Origin of the sequence: Luteimonas rhizosphaericola (genome assembly GCF_029888045.1) — a bacterium.
Taxonomy (GTDB): domain Bacteria; phylum Pseudomonadota; class Gammaproteobacteria; order Xanthomonadales; family Xanthomonadaceae; genus Luteimonas; species Luteimonas rhizosphaericola.
The window spans coordinates 251,769-268,386 of sequence record NZ_JARXRN010000028.1 but is presented as its reverse complement, the minus strand read 5'-3'; the positions used below and the strand labels follow the sequence as shown (position 1 = coordinate 268,386).

General features: G+C 72.2%; 17 protein-coding genes. 12 read left to right on the top strand and 5 right to left on the bottom strand.

Translation table 11 applies throughout. The annotated features are described in order from the left end of the window. Window positions 1–48: 48 nt before the first annotated feature. The 3 genes from QFW80_RS13695 to QFW80_RS13685 all read right to left on the bottom strand — a co-directional run bounded on the left by QFW80_RS13695 (window position 49) and on the right by QFW80_RS13685 (window position 2,824). Window positions 49–972: an ankyrin repeat domain-containing protein gene (locus QFW80_RS13695; protein ID WP_280602533.1), complete on the bottom strand. Its 924-nt coding sequence runs from the start codon at window positions 970–972 to the stop codon at window positions 49–51. 164 nt (window positions 973–1,136) lie between these two features. After that, window positions 1,137–1,874, bottom strand: coding sequence for a M23 family metallopeptidase (locus QFW80_RS13690; protein WP_280602532.1), 738 nt, complete (start codon window positions 1,872–1,874; stop codon window positions 1,137–1,139). Window positions 1,875–1,879: 5 nt separating this feature from the next. Next, window positions 1,880–2,824 carry a L,D-transpeptidase family protein gene (locus QFW80_RS13685; RefSeq protein ID WP_425603593.1) on the bottom strand — a complete coding sequence of 315 codons (945 nt, stop codon included), beginning with the start codon at window positions 2,822–2,824 and terminating at the stop codon, window positions 1,880–1,882. Between the two features lie 163 nt (window positions 2,825–2,987). Here QFW80_RS13685 and QFW80_RS13680 point away from each other — a divergent pair, with 163 nt between their 5' ends. From QFW80_RS13680 to QFW80_RS13650, 7 genes are all read left to right on the top strand, one after another. After that, a complete protein-coding gene (locus tag QFW80_RS13680; protein WP_280602530.1) occupies window positions 2,988–3,554 on the top strand; it encodes a DUF3016 domain-containing protein in 567 nt (188 codons plus the stop codon). Window positions 3,555–3,757: 203 nt separating this feature from the next. Continuing rightward, the gene (locus tag QFW80_RS13675; RefSeq protein ID WP_280602529.1) at window positions 3,758–4,042 is read left to right on the top strand and encodes a DUF4031 domain-containing protein; all 285 of its coding nucleotides are present in this window, start codon (window positions 3,758–3,760) and stop codon (window positions 4,040–4,042) included. A 40-nt stretch (window positions 4,043–4,082) separates the two neighbouring features. Then, a complete protein-coding gene (locus tag QFW80_RS13670; protein ID WP_280602528.1) occupies window positions 4,083–4,853 on the top strand; it encodes a HipA family kinase in 771 nt (256 codons plus the stop codon). Continuing rightward, entirely contained in the window at window positions 4,840–5,238 is a 399-nt protein-coding gene (locus QFW80_RS13665) for a DUF3037 domain-containing protein (protein ID WP_280602527.1), read from the top strand. Before QFW80_RS13670 ends, QFW80_RS13665 begins: the two co-directional genes overlap by 14 nt. Window positions 5,239–5,281: 43 nt before the next feature. Further along, window positions 5,282–5,530: a DUF3297 family protein gene (locus QFW80_RS13660; protein ID WP_280602526.1), complete on the top strand. Its 249-nt coding sequence runs from the start codon at window positions 5,282–5,284 to the stop codon at window positions 5,528–5,530. Window positions 5,531–5,554: 24 nt separating this feature from the next. Next, the gene (gene msrB, locus QFW80_RS13655) at window positions 5,555–6,022 is read left to right on the top strand and encodes a peptide-methionine (R)-S-oxide reductase MsrB (RefSeq protein WP_280602525.1); all 468 of its coding nucleotides are present in this window, start codon (window positions 5,555–5,557) and stop codon (window positions 6,020–6,022) included. Between the two features lie 29 nt (window positions 6,023–6,051). Next, on the top strand, window positions 6,052–6,441 hold the full coding sequence (locus QFW80_RS13650; RefSeq protein ID WP_280602524.1) for a YciI family protein: 390 nt from the start codon (window positions 6,052–6,054) through the stop codon (window positions 6,439–6,441). A 15-nt stretch (window positions 6,442–6,456) separates the two neighbouring features. Here QFW80_RS13650 and QFW80_RS13645 read toward each other — a convergent pair whose 3' ends face one another. Continuing rightward, the gene (locus tag QFW80_RS13645) at window positions 6,457–7,407 is read right to left on the bottom strand and encodes a GGDEF domain-containing protein (RefSeq protein ID WP_280602523.1); all 951 of its coding nucleotides are present in this window, start codon (window positions 7,405–7,407) and stop codon (window positions 6,457–6,459) included. A gap of 233 nt (window positions 7,408–7,640) precedes the next feature. Further along, entirely contained in the window at window positions 7,641–9,629 is a 1,989-nt protein-coding gene (locus QFW80_RS13640) for an alpha/beta hydrolase family protein (protein ID WP_280602522.1), read from the bottom strand. 114 nt (window positions 9,630–9,743) lie between these two features. Here QFW80_RS13640 and QFW80_RS13635 point away from each other — a divergent pair, with 114 nt between their 5' ends. The 5 genes from QFW80_RS13635 (at window position 9,744) to QFW80_RS13615 (ending at window position 16,610) form a co-directional block, all read left to right on the top strand. After that, window positions 9,744–10,955, top strand: a complete 1,212-nt coding sequence (locus QFW80_RS13635; RefSeq protein WP_425603582.1) for an FAD-dependent oxidoreductase — start codon at window positions 9,744–9,746, stop codon at window positions 10,953–10,955. Next, on the top strand, window positions 10,952–12,175 hold the full coding sequence (locus QFW80_RS13630; protein ID WP_280602521.1) for a serine hydrolase domain-containing protein: 1,224 nt from the start codon (window positions 10,952–10,954) through the stop codon (window positions 12,173–12,175). Before QFW80_RS13635 ends, QFW80_RS13630 begins: the two co-directional genes overlap by 4 nt. Before the next feature lie 68 nt (window positions 12,176–12,243). Next, entirely contained in the window at window positions 12,244–13,176 is a 933-nt protein-coding gene (locus QFW80_RS13625) for a GAF domain-containing protein (RefSeq protein WP_280602520.1), read from the top strand. 222 nt (window positions 13,177–13,398) lie between these two features. Next, complete coding sequence (locus tag QFW80_RS13620) at window positions 13,399–14,031, top strand: DUF998 domain-containing protein (RefSeq protein WP_280602519.1); 633 nt, start codon at window positions 13,399–13,401, stop codon at window positions 14,029–14,031. A gap of 323 nt (window positions 14,032–14,354) precedes the next feature. After that, on the top strand, window positions 14,355–16,610 hold the full coding sequence (locus QFW80_RS13615) for an HzsA-related protein (RefSeq protein WP_280602518.1): 2,256 nt from the start codon (window positions 14,355–14,357) through the stop codon (window positions 16,608–16,610). The last annotated feature ends 8 nt before the right edge of the window (window positions 16,611–16,618 follow it).

Here is a 16,618-nt window from a genome sequence, read left to right as displayed (position 1 = left end):
ACGCGGTCCGTTCGTTAGGTTTCATATCGACATCCTTGTCGTAAGCCATCAGAGCATCGGGATCCGCGCTTCTTCATGGGGAAAACCCAGCCGCTCCCGCATCAAGCGATATTGCTCGGGCATTGGAGGACGTTCATGTCCTTGCGACGAAAGCCATTGCTGGCATTTGCGCTGCCAACTTGGATCGACGGGGTTTCCTGGATGCCAGAAGATCGCCTCGATGGCATGCGAGTCGGGACGTTTCACCGGCTTGCTGTAAGCGTAGTCCAAGGTCGGATCTGCGCCGTGCTCCAGCAGCCAGTGCGACATCATAAAACCGCCCATCGACGCATAGGTCGCAAGGATCGTCGAAGCTGGCGACGCTTCGATATTGACATCCGCCCCCCGCTCCACCAGCAGCTGCACGTTGCGCCACTGGTTCTGCTTGATGAAGGCGTGGAACAGCAGGGCTTCGTCGTTGCCGTTGCGGGTGTCGGGATCGCCGCCGTGCTCGAGCAGCAGGCGCAGGTACTCCGGGTCCTCGTTCTCCGCGGCCCAGACCATGGTGTTGGCGTGGTAGCGCTCGCCGCGCGTGCTGGGCGAGCGCTTCTTGGCATTCGGATCCGCGCCGGCCTCGAGCATGGCGCGCAGCCCGGCCGGGCTCTTCGCGTAGATCGGCCAGGCCAGCAGCGGCATGCCGCCGTCGTGGCCGCCGAAGACCGTGTCCGGATCGATGCCTTCGTCCTGCATCAGCCGCCGCACTTCGGCCGCGTCGCCCTGTTCGGCGGCGATCGCCAGCGCCTGCGCGCGCGGATCGGGGAAGGCGCGCTCGAGGGCGGCCTGGTGTCGCGAGCGCGGTTCGGCCGACGACAGCACCGCGTCGCAGGCCGTCAGCCAGAGCGTGCAGAGGCCCAGCAGCCAGAAGGTGCGCCAGAGGCTGGCCGTCCCCTTCGCAAGCGCTGCGCGCCTTGCCCGGGCGCCGGTGTCCCTCACTCCATCCATGGTGTGCCCTGTGTCGGGTGACGACCGCCCTAGCGTAGCCCAATCGCCGGCGGCCGTGTCCCGTCGGCCCAGCGCCCACGCCGCTCGCGGCTCATCCGTGCGCCGGCGGGCGCAGCCGCCTCACGCGCGTCCGGCCGCGCGGGTCGGCACCGGACTCAGCGCGATCCGGCGCCCATGAGCAGCGGATACGGATTGACCGGCGTTCCGGTCCACCACTGCCGTTCGGGGGTCAGCGCGAATATCGCGAAGTGCAGGTGCGGGGCGGTCGGATCCGCATTGCCGGTGCTGCCGACGTAGCCGATCACCTCGCCGCGCCGGACCGCCTGGCCCTCGGCAAGCCCCGGCGCGTAGGACTGCAGGTGCGCGTAGTAGTAGCACCAGGCTCCGCTCGGCTCGAACTGGTAGATGGTCAGGCCGCCGCGGTCGCTGTCGAACAGCTTCTCGATGCGGCCGTCGGCCACGGCGAGCACGGGCGTACCGGCAGGCGCCATAATGTCCAGCGCCTCGTGCATGCGCTCGTCGCCGCGCGCATCGCCGAAGGTGTCGGACAGTTGCGCCGGCGCGATCCCCTGCACCGGCACGAGCAGGCCGGTCGGCGCCGGCGCCCGGGTCCCGGACGGACGGCCGGGGGGCGGAGCGACGGAGGCGGTCGGCGCTGCCGTACGCGTTTGCGCCGCCCCCGTCATGCCCGGCGTCTCCGCACCCTCGGGCACGGCTGCGGTCGCAGGCACGGGCTGCACCGTGTCCGAGCCCGGGGCGGGCACGGGCGCTTCGGGCGCGGTCACCGCAGCCGTCGGCCGCTCGCTCCACAACGGCCCTGCCTGCCCACGCCACGCCCACCACGCGAGGTTCGCCGCCAGCAGGGCGAGCACCAGCGCCAGCAGCCAGCGCATCGCGGTCACTCCTGCAGCTGGGCGGGCGTGCCGGCCTGGACCGCGGCGGCCACCGCGCGCGCGCTCCAGTTGGTCAGACGGATGCAGCCGTAGGACTCGGCCTTGCCGACCTTCTCCGGATCGGGCGTGCCGTGGATGCCGTAGTGCTCCTTGGACAGGTCGATCCAGACCGTGCCGACCGGGCTGTTCGGCCCCGGCGGCAGGGTGGCCTTGGACTGCGACTTGTCGGCATCCCAGAACAGCTCCGGGTTGTAGTGGTAGGTCGGATCGGTTGCGACGGTGTTGATCTTCCATTCGCCGATCGGCAGCGGGTCGTGCTCGCTGCCGGTGGAGGCCGGGAACTGTGCATAGACCTTGCCTTCGCCGTCCTGAAGGCGCAGCACCGAATCGCTCCTGTCCACGACCACGGTGGCCGCGGGCGCCAGTTCGGGCAGGCCGGCGACGTTGGGCACCACCAGTTCGGTCCCGGCCTTCAGCGCCTTGCCCGGATTCAGCCGCGCGATCAGCGCCGGCGAGGCCTGGAACTTCTCGGCGACCGCCTCTTCGACCGACTCGAAGCCGAGCGACTCCAGTTCCGCCTTGGCCATCGTGTCGTCGGGAATCTCCCGGAACGGGCCGGCGACATCCTCGGCGGTGAGGGCATAGGTGACCAGCGCGGGGGCGTCGTCCTCGCCGAGCGCCTTCCAGGTGGCCTCGTCGAGTTCGCCGCTGGGCTCGAGGTCGTGCGCGCGCTGGAACCCGGCGATCGCGCGCGTGGTGTTGCTGCCGGCGCCGCCGTCGATCTCGCCGGGCGAGAAGCGCGCCCGTTCCAGCAGCACCTGCGCCCGCAGCAGCGCGCCAGGCGCATCGCCAGTGGCGGCATTGACCTTCTCGGGCGTGAGCGGGGCACCGTCGGCCGCTGCCGCGGACAGCGGGGCGAGCGCCAGGCACAGGGCATACAGATGGGTCAGTCGGATCACAGCAGGTCCTCGCGGGGCGTCGGGCCGCATGATCGCCGCGCCCCTCGCCTGCGGCGCGTGAACGCCGGCGTCGCCCCCCGGTCGCGGCGGGCGATCGTTCTGGACCGTTAAGCCCCGCGGGCGCAGACTGGCGCTGCACTCACGGAGCCCTGCCATGATCCGCACCGCACGCCTCCTGCTGGTCCTGCTGGTCCTGCTCGCGACCGCCACCGCCGGCGCCAAGACCCGCAACGTCACCGACCCCGACGCCCCCCGCAGCCTGCCGGACGAAGGTCCGGTCGCGGTGCAGTGGAGCGACCCGGCGGAATTCACCGACCTGAAGTTCAGCGGCAACCGCTGGCGCGCCGCCCAGGGCGACTGGGTCCGCCAGCTGGCCGAACACCTGCGCGACACCGCCACCAGGCGACTGCCCGAGGGCGAGCGGATGGAGGTGACCATCACCGACATCGGCCGAGCCGGCCGCTACGAGCCCTGGCACGGCATTCAGATGCAGGACGTGCGCATCCTGCGCGACCACTACCCGCCGTCGATGAAGCTGGAGTTCCACCACTACGGCGCCGACGGCAGCGTGCTGGCCGAAGGCAGCCGGGAGCTGCGCGACACCGGCTATCTGATGGGCGGCAGCAATGTCGGCGGCCGCGAGAATCTCTACTACGAAAAGCGCATGATCGACGAGTGGGTGCGCGACGAGTTGCGGCGCACGTCGGTGGCCAGCAACTGATCCGCCAGGCCGCCGGCGGACAACTGCAATCTCTTCCGAAAGCCCCGGCCAGCGGGGCTTTCGCGTTCCTGGCCGTGGCGCGGGAGTCGGCGGACCCGGGCGCCCCGGAGGGCAGTTCCCCCGGGCAGACCGAATACATCGTCGCGCGGCGACACGGGGCGCAGCGCGCCGGCCATGCACGGCGCCGTTGGTATGCTCCCGCCATGACGGTGTATGTCGACGATGCGGTCACCCTCTGGCGCGGCCGGCGCTGGGCGCACCTGATGGCCGATTCGCTCGACGAGCTGCACGCCTTCGCCGCGCGCCTGGGACTGCCGCGGCACGCGTTCCAGGACAAGACCAGCGGCGCGCACTACGACGTCAACGCGGAGCTGCGCGAGTACGCGATCGCGCTCGGCGCGGTGGCGATCTCGCGCCACCGCGACCGCGCCCTGGTGCGCGCGGTGATCGCGCGGGCCAAGGCGCAGGGGCGACGCGAAGCGCCCTGACCCGGCGCGCACCGCTTGCGGGACGGATATCCTTGCGGCCATGCCGCGCACCGTCCAGGTCACCCGCTACGTCACCCCGCTGCGCGAAGGCGGCTCGATGCCGGCCGTGGTCGAAGCCGACGACGACGGGATGTACGTGCTCAAGTTCCGCGGCGCCGGCCAGGGGCCGCGCGCGCTGGTGGCCGAATGGATCGTCGGCGAACTCGGCCGCGCGCTCGGGCTCGAGGTGCCGGAGATCGTGTTCGCCGAGCTCGACCCGCTGCTGGCCCGCACCGAGGGCGATCCGGAGATCCAGGCACTGATCCGCGCCAGCGACGGCCTCAACCTCGCGCTCGACTACCTGCCCGGGGCGGCCAACTTCGACCCGCTGGCGTGGGAACCCGATCCGGCGCTGGCCTCGCGCATCGTCTGGTTCGACACGCTGTGCAGCAATGTCGACCGCACTGCGCGCAATCCCAACCTGATGCTGTGGCACGGACGCCTGACCCTGATCGACCACGGCGCGGCGCTGTACTTCCACCACGGATGGGACGGCGATCCGGCGCGCGCCGACGCGCCGTTCCCGCTGATCCGCGACCACGTGCTGCTGGCCGCGGCCGACCGCATCGGACAGGCGGACTCGGAACTCGCGCCGCGGCTCACACCGGAGGCGATCGCCGCCATCGTCACTGCCGTGCCCGACGCCTGGCTGCAGGGACCGGACGCGTTCGCAGATGCCGACGGCCAGCGCCGTGCCTACGTCGCGTACCTGGTGCGCCGCCTGCGGCAGCGCGAGGCCTGGCTCGCGGGGATCGCCGATGCACGCGCCTGAGTTCTACGACTACGCCGTGCTGCGGCTGGTGCCGCGGGTCGAGCGCGGCGAGTTCATCAACGTGGGCATCCTGCTCTCGTGCGCGGCGCGCAAGCACCTGGACGTGCGCATCGAACTCGACGAGGCCCGGGCGCTCGCGCTCGATCCCACGCTCGACCTGGTGCTGGTGCGGCGCCTGCTGGGCGCGGTCGAAGCGGTGTGCCGCGGCGGCGCGGACGCCGGGCCGATCGGGCTGCTGCCGCCGCGGGCGCGCTTCCACTGGCTGACCGCGCAGCGCAGCGCGATCCTGCAGACCTCGCCGGTGCACGGCGGCAAGTGCGCCGACCTCGACGCGACCATGCAGCACCTGCTCCGGCGCATGGTCCGCGTGCCCGGGCGCGACTGAGGCGTCGGCTACACTAGCGCCGGTTTCCCGCCCCCGCGCCGCCATGACCGAATCGCCGCCCGACCGCCTGTCCAACGATCCACGCAGCCCGCACTACGATGCGCAGGCGCTCGAACGCGGGATCGGCATCCGCTTCAAGGGCGTGGAACGGCGCGACGTGGAGGAATACTGCATCAGCGAAGGCTGGATACGCGTCGCCGCCGGCAAGGCGCTCGACCGCCGCGGCCAGCCGCTGACGATCAAGCTCAAGGGCGACGTGGACGCCTGGTTCAGGCTGCCCGGCGCCGACTGACGCCTCCCCGCCAGAGGACCCGCCATGTCCGGTTTCGACCTCACGCCACCCAGCGAAGACCAGCGCGCCCGCCTGGAAGCCACGCTCGACGATGCCGAACGCCGCGTGCTGCTCGCGCACGGCACCGAGGCGCCGTTCTGCGGCGTGTTCCTGGACAACAAGCGCGAGGGCGTCTACACCTGCCGCCTCTGTGGCCTGCCGCTGTTCCGCTCGTCGGCCAAGTTCGATTCCGGCACCGGCTGGCCCAGCTTCTTCGCGCCCTTCGCGCCCGAGCACATCCGCTACGTGCGCGACACCAGCCACGGCATGGTCCGCACCGAAGAGGTGTGCGCGCGCTGCGGCAGCCACCTCGGCCACGTGTTCCCGGACGGCCCGGCGCCCACCGGCGAACGCCATTGCCTGAACTCGGTCTCGCTGGCGTTCACCGCGCGCGGCGAATCCCTGCCCGACCCGCTCGCACGCGGCGGCGCCGAAGCCGGCGTGGCCGACTGATCTCGCCCCACTTCCGAGGATCCGCGCCGATGCAATACCTGCTGCTGGTGTACACCGACGAATCGCTGATCGAGGCCCTGCCCGAGGGCGACTACGACCGCCGCATGCGCCACTGCCTGGAACATGCGGACGAGCTGAAGGCCAGCGGCACCCTGCTCGGCTTCCAGCAGCTGGAGCCGGCGAAGGGCGCGAAATCGGTGCGCCGCCGCGGCGGCAAGGTGAGTGTGGTCGACGGTCCGTTCGCCGAAACCAAGGAGATGCTGGCCGGCTTCAACCTGGTCGAGGCCGACAGCATGGAAGACGCGCTGCGCCTGGCCCAGCAGCTGCCCTGGGCCGATACCGGCTGCATCGAGGTGCGCGAGGTGCGCAACGTCGACGCGGTGCGGCAACGCGTGGGCGCGCGTCCGGCCGCGGCCTGATCGCCGCCGCGCGCCTCAGGCGCGCGCATCGACCGCCAGCGTCCGCGAAGGCGGCGCTTCGGCCACGCGGTTGCGTCCGGCCAGCTTGGCCGCGTACAGCGCCCGGTCCGCGCCCGCGAGCAGCCGCGACGGCGTGCGCGCGGGACCCGGCGGCAGCACATGCACGCCGATGCTCACCGTGACCCAGGGCGCCACCACCGAGACCGGGTGCGCCATCGCCGCTTCCTCCACGCGCCGCCGCAGCCGTTCGGCGATCGCCAGTGCCGCGGCGACATCGCGCCCGGGCAGCAGCAGCGCCAGCTCGTCGCCGCCGTAACGTGCCGCCAGGCCATCGTCCCCGGTCGCGGTGCCTGCGCACAGGCGCGCCAGCCGGCGCAGGCATTCATCGCCGTGCAGGTGGCCGAGCGCGTCGTTGAGCTGCTTGAAGCAGTCGGCATCGATCAGCAGAAACGCCAGAGGCCCCTGGCCGTCGGCGCAGGCGTCGGCCAGGCGCTCGTCGAGGCAGCGACGGTTGGCCAGCCCGGTGAGGCCGTCGACGAGCGAGAGCTCGCGCAGCTTGCGGTTGGCGGCTTCGAGTTCGGCCACCACGCGCGCGAGGTGGATCGCGCCGGCGACCTGGTGGGCGATCGCGTCGAACACCGCGCAGGTCTGCGCGGTGAAGAACTCGTCACCGGTGCTCTCGATGTTGAGCACGCCGTGCAGGCGCCCGCGGTGGCGGATCGGCACCACGTACTCCGAGCGCACGGTGGGGTTGCCCATCACGTAGTCGGGATCGGCGGCCACGTCGGCGATCAGCTGCGGCTTGCCGGTGCGCGCGCAGCGCCCGGCGATGCCCATCGACACGTCCCAGATCGCCATGTCGATCTCGGCCAGCGGGATATCGCCCGCCCACACCTCCTTGACGAAGCGGGTGCCGCCGTCGTCGAGCAGGATGATGCTGGCGATCGGCACGGGAAGCCGGCGCACGACGCAGTCGCCGCTGCAGCACCTCGTCCAGGCCGTCCGCCTGCAGCGCCTCGCGCGAGACCTGCGCCAGCACTTCCGACAGCCGCACGTCGCTGGCGATCGGCAACGCGCCCGGCGCGTGCGCGCCCGGGTCCGTCGCTCTTCGGTCGCCATCGCGCATCAGCCGCCTCCCGCGATGGCCAGTGTAGCGTCGTGTTCCGCCCCGACCGCCAACGCGGTCACGGAAGCGGCGCCTATTGGCCGCGGGCGCCGCCGAGGTGGTCGGACAGGAACGCGAGCAGTTCGGTGTAGTAGCGGCGGCGGTGCTCCGGCTTGCGGAAGCCGTGGCCCTCGCTGTCGATGTACAACGTGCGCACCGGCACGCCGGCCTTTTCCAGCGCGCGCTGCATCTGGCGCGTCTGGGACGCGGGGGCGATGTCGTCCGCGCCGCCTGCCGCGAGCAGCACCGGCGCCTTGATGCGATCGGCGAGGTTGGCCGGCGAGCGCTCGGCCAGCGTCGCGCGTTCGCCCATCCAGTCGTCCACCCAGTAGCGCATCGATGTCAGCGTCCGCGCGCGGTCGGCGTGCAACGCTGGCAGGTCGTAGACGCCGACGTAGCCGACGGCGCATCGGTACAGGTCGGGCTCCTTCGCCACGCCCATCAGCGCGGCATAGCCGCCGTAGCTGGCGCCGGCAATGCAGATCCGGGCGGGATCGGCGATCCGCTGCTCGATCGCCCAGCGCGTGGCGTCGGTCAGGTCGTCCTGCATCGTCCCGCCCCACTGGCGCGCGCCGAGGCTGCGGAACGCGCGACCATAGTTGTCTGAACCCCGGAAATTGACCCGCAGCACCGCATAGCCGGCCGCCGCGAGCAGTTGGCTCTCCTCGTCGAACGCCCAGGTGTCGAACACTCCGAACGGCCCGCCGTGGACGAGCACGACCAGCGGTAATGGGGCATCGCCAGCCGTGCGCGGACGCGTGAGATACCCATGCAGCGCGAGCCCGTCGCGCGCGCGCAGGGACACCCGCTTGGTCGGCGCCATCGCGGCAGGGTCGAACCAGAGCATCTTCGCCGAGACGCTGTTCGCGGCCTTCGCGACCGTGTCGAAGAGCATGTACTGCCCTGCCTCGCGATCATTCCAGACATGGACGAGCGCGAGACGGCCGTCGCGGGTGGTGGACGTGATCTTCAGCCCCAGCCCCGGGAACGCCTTCTCCAGCATCCGGTAACGCCGGGCGATCGCCGACGCCTCGTCGAAGAAGCGGAGCTTCACGCCATCGTCCATGTAGCGCGCGCCGACCGGCGTGCGCCCGTCGACATCGAACACGATCGCGATCGGGTCGACCACCGGATCGCGCAGCAGCGGTCGTCGCGACAGGTCGCGCATGTCCCACGCCTCGATCTCGTCCGGCCCCTGGTCGCGGGTGATCCTAACGTAAGCGGTCGTGCCATCGGCGGCCATTCCAAGCGGCCAGGCGCTGAACCCGCTCCTCTGCTCCTCGTTCACCACGCGCCAGGGCGACTCAGCGTCGGTGCGGTAATACACCAGGTTGTAGTTGCGCACGTCCCTGCCGGAGGCGAAACGCACCTCGCCGGACGGATCGATCGTGAACGTGGCCTCGCGCACGGGCGCCACGGTGATGCCGCGGCGTCGTCCGCTGCGCAGGTTGATCATCTCCGCATGGGTCTTGGGCAGGGTGCCGTGCGGCGTGGACCCGGGCATCCACGTGGAGATCATCACCTCGTCCGGGTTCTCGATCATCGGGTCGATCACGTCGGCTTCTTCGACGATGGTCGAGCTGCCCGCGCGCTGCACCAGGCCATGGTCGTCCTCCACGCCGAACAGGCGCCTGATCCGCTTGCTGCCGAGCTCGAGCACGTGCAGTTCGCCGGTGAAACGCAGGACGTCTTCCGATCCCAGCGTCTGCGCCATCGACAGCACCACGCGCGAATCGTCGGCCCACCAGAAATCCCGGACGGCCGAGTCGCGCACGCCCATGCCGCCGGCGACCACCTTGTTGCCGGCCTCCCGGTCCAGCACCACAAGCACGGTGCGGTCCTCCATCGGCACCGTGGCCGCGAAATGCCGGCCGTCGGGCGAGATCTTGATCTCGTCGTAACTGGCGTCGCGGACGTACGGCCCCAGATCGATCTGCGCACGTGCCGGCAGCCATGGCGCCGCGAGCATCACTGCCAGCGCCAGGGCCACTCGCCCTGCCGGCGCCCTGCATCCTGCGTTCATGCGTCTTTTTCCCCTGCCGCCCCCGCGGCTTCCCCGTCCGCATCCTAGCGCGCGCCTCGCCGGGCGCACCAGCGGCATGAATGCGGCGCGCCGCGCAGGTACTACCATCGCGCCATGCGTCCCGTCCCTGTTGAGCCCGCACCCGGCCGTCGCCGCTTCCTGCACGCCGTCGGCGCGTCCACGCTGGCGCTGGCGATGCCGCCGCTGCTGGGTGCCTGCGCGTCCGGCCCGCGCGCGGCCGCCGCGCCGGCGCCGGCGCCACGCTTCGCGCCGCCGGCGCCCCTGGTCCCGATCCGCGCCAGCGCCGACCGGATCATCGCCGTCGACGTCTGCACCCGACCGTTCCGCGCGCAGGGCCCGCGGATCGAGGCCGAGCGCATGGATGGCCACACCATCGTCCACTGCTACGGCCACGGCGGCGCCGGCTGGTCGCTGTCCTGGGGTTCCGCGGAAGAGGCGCTGCGGCTGGTGCGCGAGACCGGCGCGCGCGAGCTGGCGGTGGTCGGCTGCGGCGCCATCGGCCTGACCACGGCCCTGCTGGCGCAGCGCAGCGGGCTGCAGGTGCGCATCTACGCGCGCGAACGGCTGCCGCAGGTGCCCTCGGCGTTCGCCACCGGGGTGTGGTCGCCGGCCTCGCGCATCGCTTCGGCCGACCACGCCGCGCCCGCGTTCGAGACCCAGTGGGAACGCATGGCGCGCGCGTCGTTCCGCACGTTCCAGACCCTGCTGGGACTGCCGGGCGAACCGGTCGGCTGGCACGATTTCTACTGGCTGTCCGACGGGCCGGGCGCGCGCCGCGCGAACGCCGGCGACGAGCGCGAGCCGCGCTACGCCATGCTCGAAGGGCGGCTGCTGGGCGACATCACCCCGGCCGCCGAACGCCTGGCGCCCGGCGCGCATCCGTTCCGCGCCGTGTCGGTGCGCCGCGCGGCGCAGCCGGTGTTCAACCTGCACGCCTATTCCCGCCTGCTGCTGGCCGACTTCCTCCAACTCGGCGGCGCGATCGAGACCCGCACCTTCCACGCGCCACGCGAGTTCACGACGCTGCGCGAGACCACCGTGGTCAACGCCACCGGCCATGGCGCCGGCGCCCTGCTGGGCGATGCCTCGGTGGTGCCGGTGCGCGGGCAGACCGCGCGCCTGGTGCCGCAGCCGGGCGTGGACTACGGGCTGGGCTACGGCGGGCGCAACCTGTTCGTGGTGCCGCGCACGGACGGCATCCTGGTGCAGGCGCAGCAGGCCTCCGACTACGACAATGCCGACACCACGCCCGACCGCGCGCTGTCGGTGGCTGCGGTGGAGCGGCTGGCGGAGGTGTTCGCATGATCGGGCGCGCCGCATGCGTCGCCACGCTCCTGCTGGCGGCCGCGGGCGCAGCGTCCGCAGACGGGCCGGTGGCGACGGTGCGGGTGGCGTTCGACCGCGAAGGCGTCACGTCCACGCAGGCCGACGGCCCGGCCGACACCGCCACCGGGCGCGCCGTGACCGCGGACGATCCGGTACGCGTGGCTTCGATCTCCAAGCTGGTGGTGGCGATCGCGGTGCTGCGGCTGGTCGAGGCCGGCACTCTGGACCTCGATGCCGACATCTCCGAACAGCTCGGCTGGACCCTGCGCCACCGGGACTGGCCGGAGGTGCCCATCACCCTGCGCCTGCTGCTCTCGCACCGCTCGTCGCTCACCGACGGCGCCGGCTACTGGCAGGTGCCGCTCGGCGAACCCCTGGCGCCGCTGTTGGACGATCCGCGCGCCTGGGACGCCGCGCATGCGCCCGGCACCTTCTTCCGCTACGCCAACCTGAACTTCCCGCTGGTGGCGCAGGTGATGGAGCGCGCCACCGGCGAGCGCTTCGACCGCCTGATGGCGCGCCTGGTGCTGGCGCCGCTCGGCATCGATGGCTGCTACAACTGGGCCAGCTGCGACGCGGCGACGGCTGCGCGCGCCGTGGTGCTGTACGACGCGGCGCGCACGCCGGTACGCGACGACCATCGCGGCGGTCCCGCGCCGTGCCCGGTGGTCGTCGCGGACGGTGCGCCGTGCGACCTCGACCGCTGGCGCGCCGGCGAGAACGGCGCGCTGTTCTCGCCGCAGGGCGGGTTGCGCATCTCCGCCCACGACCTGGCGAAGATCGGCCGGCTGCTGCTGAACGAAGGCAGCGTCGACGGTGTGCGCCTGCTCTCGCCCGCGTCCGTGCGCCTGCTGCTGGCGCCGGCGTGGACCCGCGCGCCCGGCAACGGCCTCGGCCACGAGGAGGACGCCGGCGACGGGCAGGCACTCGCCTTCTTCTGCCGCTACGGCCTGGCGACCCAGACCCTCGCCACCCCGCAACCGAGGTGCGGGGACGATCCGTTCGGCGACGGCGTCGCGCGCGTGGGCCACGGCGGCGACGCCTACGGGCTCAAATCCGGCCTGTGGATCGATCCCGCCTCCGGCACCGGGGTGACGTACTTCGCGACCGGCGTGGACGCGGCCGATCGCGGCGCGCGCTCGGCGTTCACCGCGGTCGAGGAGCGGCTGGCTGCGGGAGGCGACCGAACATCCCGCTGACGCGGCGCCGACCTCGCGTTGACGTCGCGGCCGGAACAATCGGCCCGGTCCGCGTCACGGAGCCCTGCATGTCGCACGCCACGTCCGTCCCCGATGAAGCCGCGCGCCAGCGCGCGCTCGAGCGCTACCGCATCCTCGACAGCCTGCCGGAGCAGGCCTACGAGGACATCGTCCGCCTGGCGTCCACCCTGTGCGACACGCCGGTCGCGCTGGTGAGCCTGATCGACCACGACCGGCAGTGGTTCAAGGCCCGCACCGGCTATTCCGAACCCGAGACCAGCCGCAGCGTCGCCGTGTGCGATCACGCCATCCGCACCCCCGATCGGCTGATGGAGATTCCCGACCTGCGCGCCGATCCGCGCTTCGCGTCGAACCCGCAGGTCAACGGCGCCACCGGCGACGCCCGCTTCTACGCCGGCATGCCGCTGGTCACGCCCGAGGGCGCGGCGATCGGCACCGTGTGCGTGCTCGACGACCGGCCGCGCGCGCTCGACGGCGAGCAGCGCGCGGCGCTGCAGTCGCTCGCACGCCTGACCATGACCCTGCTCGAGGCGCGCGTGCGCGAACGCGCGCTGGCGCACGAGGCGTTCGTGGCGACTGTTGCACCGTCTCCCGAACCCGCCGCCTCGCCGCACTACCGGCTGGCCCTGCTGGAGCTGCAGGACCACGCCGGCACGGTGGCGCGCCACGGCGAGCGTCGCACCGAGAAGCTGCTCGAGCAGATCGACCGCGAACTCGAACAGGCGCTGGCCGGCCACGGCGGCGACAGCGCCAATCGCAGCAGCGGCAGCGCCGAGTACGTCCTGGTCCTGCAGGAGCCGGGCGCGGACGCCGTGCTGGCGCGAGTGCGCGCGGTGCTCCATGCCCAGGCGGCCGCACACGGTCTGGCGTTCCTGGTCGGCACCGCGGAAGGCGAAGCCTCCGAGCCGCCGTCGGCCGTGTTCATGCGCGCCGACGCCGACCTGCTGGCACGCCGGGCGCCCGCGCCTGGGCTGCACTGAGCCGGCCGGCGGACGCCGCCCTCTTCGCTGCCCACGACTCCATCGGGGAGCCCGTGGACGCAACCAGCCGGATCGCGCGACCGCCGCGTCCGTGCCCGACGGGAGGCGACCACGCCGCACGCGATGACCGCGCAGTGCAGTGCGACCGCCGCCGGCGCCTGGCGGATGCATGCCCCTCGCCATCGCGGCATGCTCCAGGGCCACGCCAGCCCGCGGGGTCGCATGTCCACAGGGTCCACTACCACGCACCAGCGCGCCGACCGGCACTGGGCCCGCCTCGCCCTGGCGGGGCTGTCCGCGTTCGTGCTCGCGGCCTGCGCGCTGCACCTGCGGCGCGGCGACCTGGATCCGGTCGCCCATCCGATGAGCCTGTACCTGATCGGCGACTGGGGCGCCGCGCTGCAGGCGGCGTACGTCGCCCTGGGGCTGGCGATGGTCGGGCTGGGCTGGGGGCTGTATCGCAGCCTGGCCGCACCCGCGCGCAGCGCCGCCCCCCTGGTGCTGTTCGCGCTGGCTGCGGCCTCGCTCTCGACCACCGCCTATGCCTGGATGGACCTGCCCGGCGTGGATGCCAGCCTGGAGGGGCTGGTGCACGGCATCAGCGCGCAGGCCGCGTTCCTGTTCGCCACCACCGCCCTGGTGCTGCAGGCGCTGCGGTTGCGTCACGACCCGGCCTGGCGGCGCGACGCCCGCTGGCTGCTGCCGTGGGCGCTGGCCTGCTTCGCCGCGATCTGGGTACTGGCGCTCGGGCGGGACCTGCCGCGCGGGCTGGCGCAGAAGACGGTGATCGCGATGATCGTCGGCTCGCTGGGCACTGTCGCCCTGCTGCTGCGGGGGCGGGGCGAACGCCGATAGACGGCCCGCGGCGCGACCATGTGCCGGACGTTCGCGGGCGCCCGGCGCCAGGCCTGCCCGCAGACCCGCCGCCGAGACCCGGCGGAACCTGAACTTCGCGCGATGCAAGCGCAGTTCTGTGCGTTTGGTCACCGAACTGCCGCGTAAAACTGCTGTGATTCAGGCAATTCAGCTTGCAGTTAGGCGCACGCGCCCAAAAATTTCCGCCAAGGGGATCCAAACGCAACTCGGTGCGAAAGCCGGCCACGGGCGGGCGGAGACAGGCTGTCTCCGGCGTCTGGCCAGCCCGGTGCCGTCCCGCCTTCCCGTTCCGGCAGACCTCCATGACCGCGTCGTCCCCCCCCTTCCTCCGGAACGGATTCCGACCCCTGGCAACCCTGGTTGCCGCGCTGATCCTCTCCGCCTGTGGCGCCCAGCTGCCGCTGTCCGGGGCCGACCTCGAGCAGGCCGCCGACGCGGCCGCCACCGCCACGCCATCCGCCGCCGCCCCGCGCACCACCGCCGCCGCGGCGACCAAGGCGGTGACCGTGCAGAACCCGATCCTCTTCGTGACCCAGATCCCGACCGAAGGCGATCCCTTCGGCAGCCGCGTGTCCTCGTTCGCCAACCACTTCCCCGACATCGGCGACGTGCCGCGCGGCGGCGACCTGATGATCCGCTACCCGGACGGCACCCTGCGCAACCTGACCCGCGAAGCCGGCTACGGCATGGACGGCCTGCAGGGCGACCGCGCGATCGCCGTGCGCGAGCCGACCGTGCACTGGAGCGGCACCCGGGCGGTCTTCAGCATGGTGGTCGGCGCCCCGCCCCGCCAGCACGCCAGCATCAACGTGAAGTGGCAGCTGTACGAGGTGACCGGCCTGGCCCGCGGCCAGACCGCGCGCATCACCAAGGTCGCCAACCAGCCCACCGGGTACAACAACGTCTCGCCGCTGTACGCCAGCGACGACCGCATCCTGTTCACCTCCGACCGCCCGCGCAACGGCCAGGCGCACCTGTACCCGCAGCTGGACGAGTACGAGAGCACGCCGACGATCACCGGCATCTTCAGCCTGGATCCGGCCACCGGCGCGCTGCGGATCCTCAACCACGCCCCCAGCGGCGCGTTCTCGCCCACGATCGACAGCTACGGCCGGGTGGTCTTCACCCGCTGGGACCACCTGCAGCGCGATCAGCAGAACCTGTCGAACTTCGGACCGGTGAACTACGCCAGCGAGGCGTCCAACGCGGCGCGGGTGTCCGGCACCACCGAGACCTTCCCCGAATCGCGCACCGGCATGTCCAGCCCGTACGGCGAGGTCAACGGCTTCACCTACAACCTGTTCACGCCCTGGCAGATGAACCAGGACGGCACCGACGAGCTCAGCCTCAACCACATCGGCCGCCACGAGCTGTCGTTCAACTACGTGCCGCGCTCGTTCCGCGGCGACGCGTCGCTGGCCGACACCATCAACACGTCGCTGTTCGCCAACCGCACCGAGATCGACATCGACTCGGGCCTGTTCCACCTGCGCGAGGACCCCCGCAGCCCGGGCACGTTCTACGCCATCCACGCCAACGAGTTCGCCGAGGGCACTTCGGGGCGGATCGTGAAGGTGACCGGCGCGCCGAACCTCACCGCCGACCAGATGCTGATCACGGTGGCCTCGGCCAGCGGCGGGCGCTACCGCAACCCGCTGCCGCTGGCCTCCGGCCAGATGGTGGCCAGCTACACCCCCAGCTCGACGTTCCAGCGCGGCATCGACCTGCGCCTGCGCCAGCTGGGCACCGACGCCAGCGGCCGCCTCGTCGCCGGCGACCTGCTGACCGGCAGCGGCATCAGCAAGTCGGTCTCGTGGTGGACGCCGGGCACGCAGCAGTCCTACAGCGGGCTGCTGTGGGAACTCGAGGCGGTGGAGGTGGTGGCGCGCAACGCCCCGCCCGCGCCGACCCTGGCCATCACCGCGCCCGAGCGCAGCGTGCTGACCGAGGAGGCGGTGAGCGAAGCCAGCCTGCGCGAATGGATGAAGGCGCGCGACCTGGCGCTGATCGTGGTGCGCAACCAGACCAGCCGCGACCGCGCCGACCGCCAGCAGCCGTTCAACCTGCGCGTGCCCGGCGGCGTGCGCACCACCGGCAGCAGCGGCCGGGTGTACGACATCGCCCACTTCCAGATCCTGCAGGGCAACCAGGTGCGCGCCTATACCGACTTCAAGGCGGGCCGGCGGGTGATCGCGCAGCCGATGTCGGCCACCGGCAATCCGGCCTACACGGCCGGCCCGGCCGGCAGCGTGGCGATCGCCAGCGACGGCTCCTCGGCCGCCTTCGTGCCGGCCAGCCGGGCGCTGACCTGGCAGACCACCGACGCCGCCGGCGAGCCGATCGTGCGCGAGCGCGTCTGGGTGACGATGCAGCCGGGCGAGATCCGCACCTGCACCGGCTGCCACGGCGAGAACGTGCGCAACCAGGCCGGCACCGCGGCGTCGCAGGCCAAGCCCGAAGCGCTGCGCCAGCTGCTGCGGCACTGGAAGCAGACCCAAGGCGGTGGCGGCTCACGGCGGCGCAGCAACGGCTCGGGTCCGCTGCTGCCTGGCGGCTGAGCGGGCGG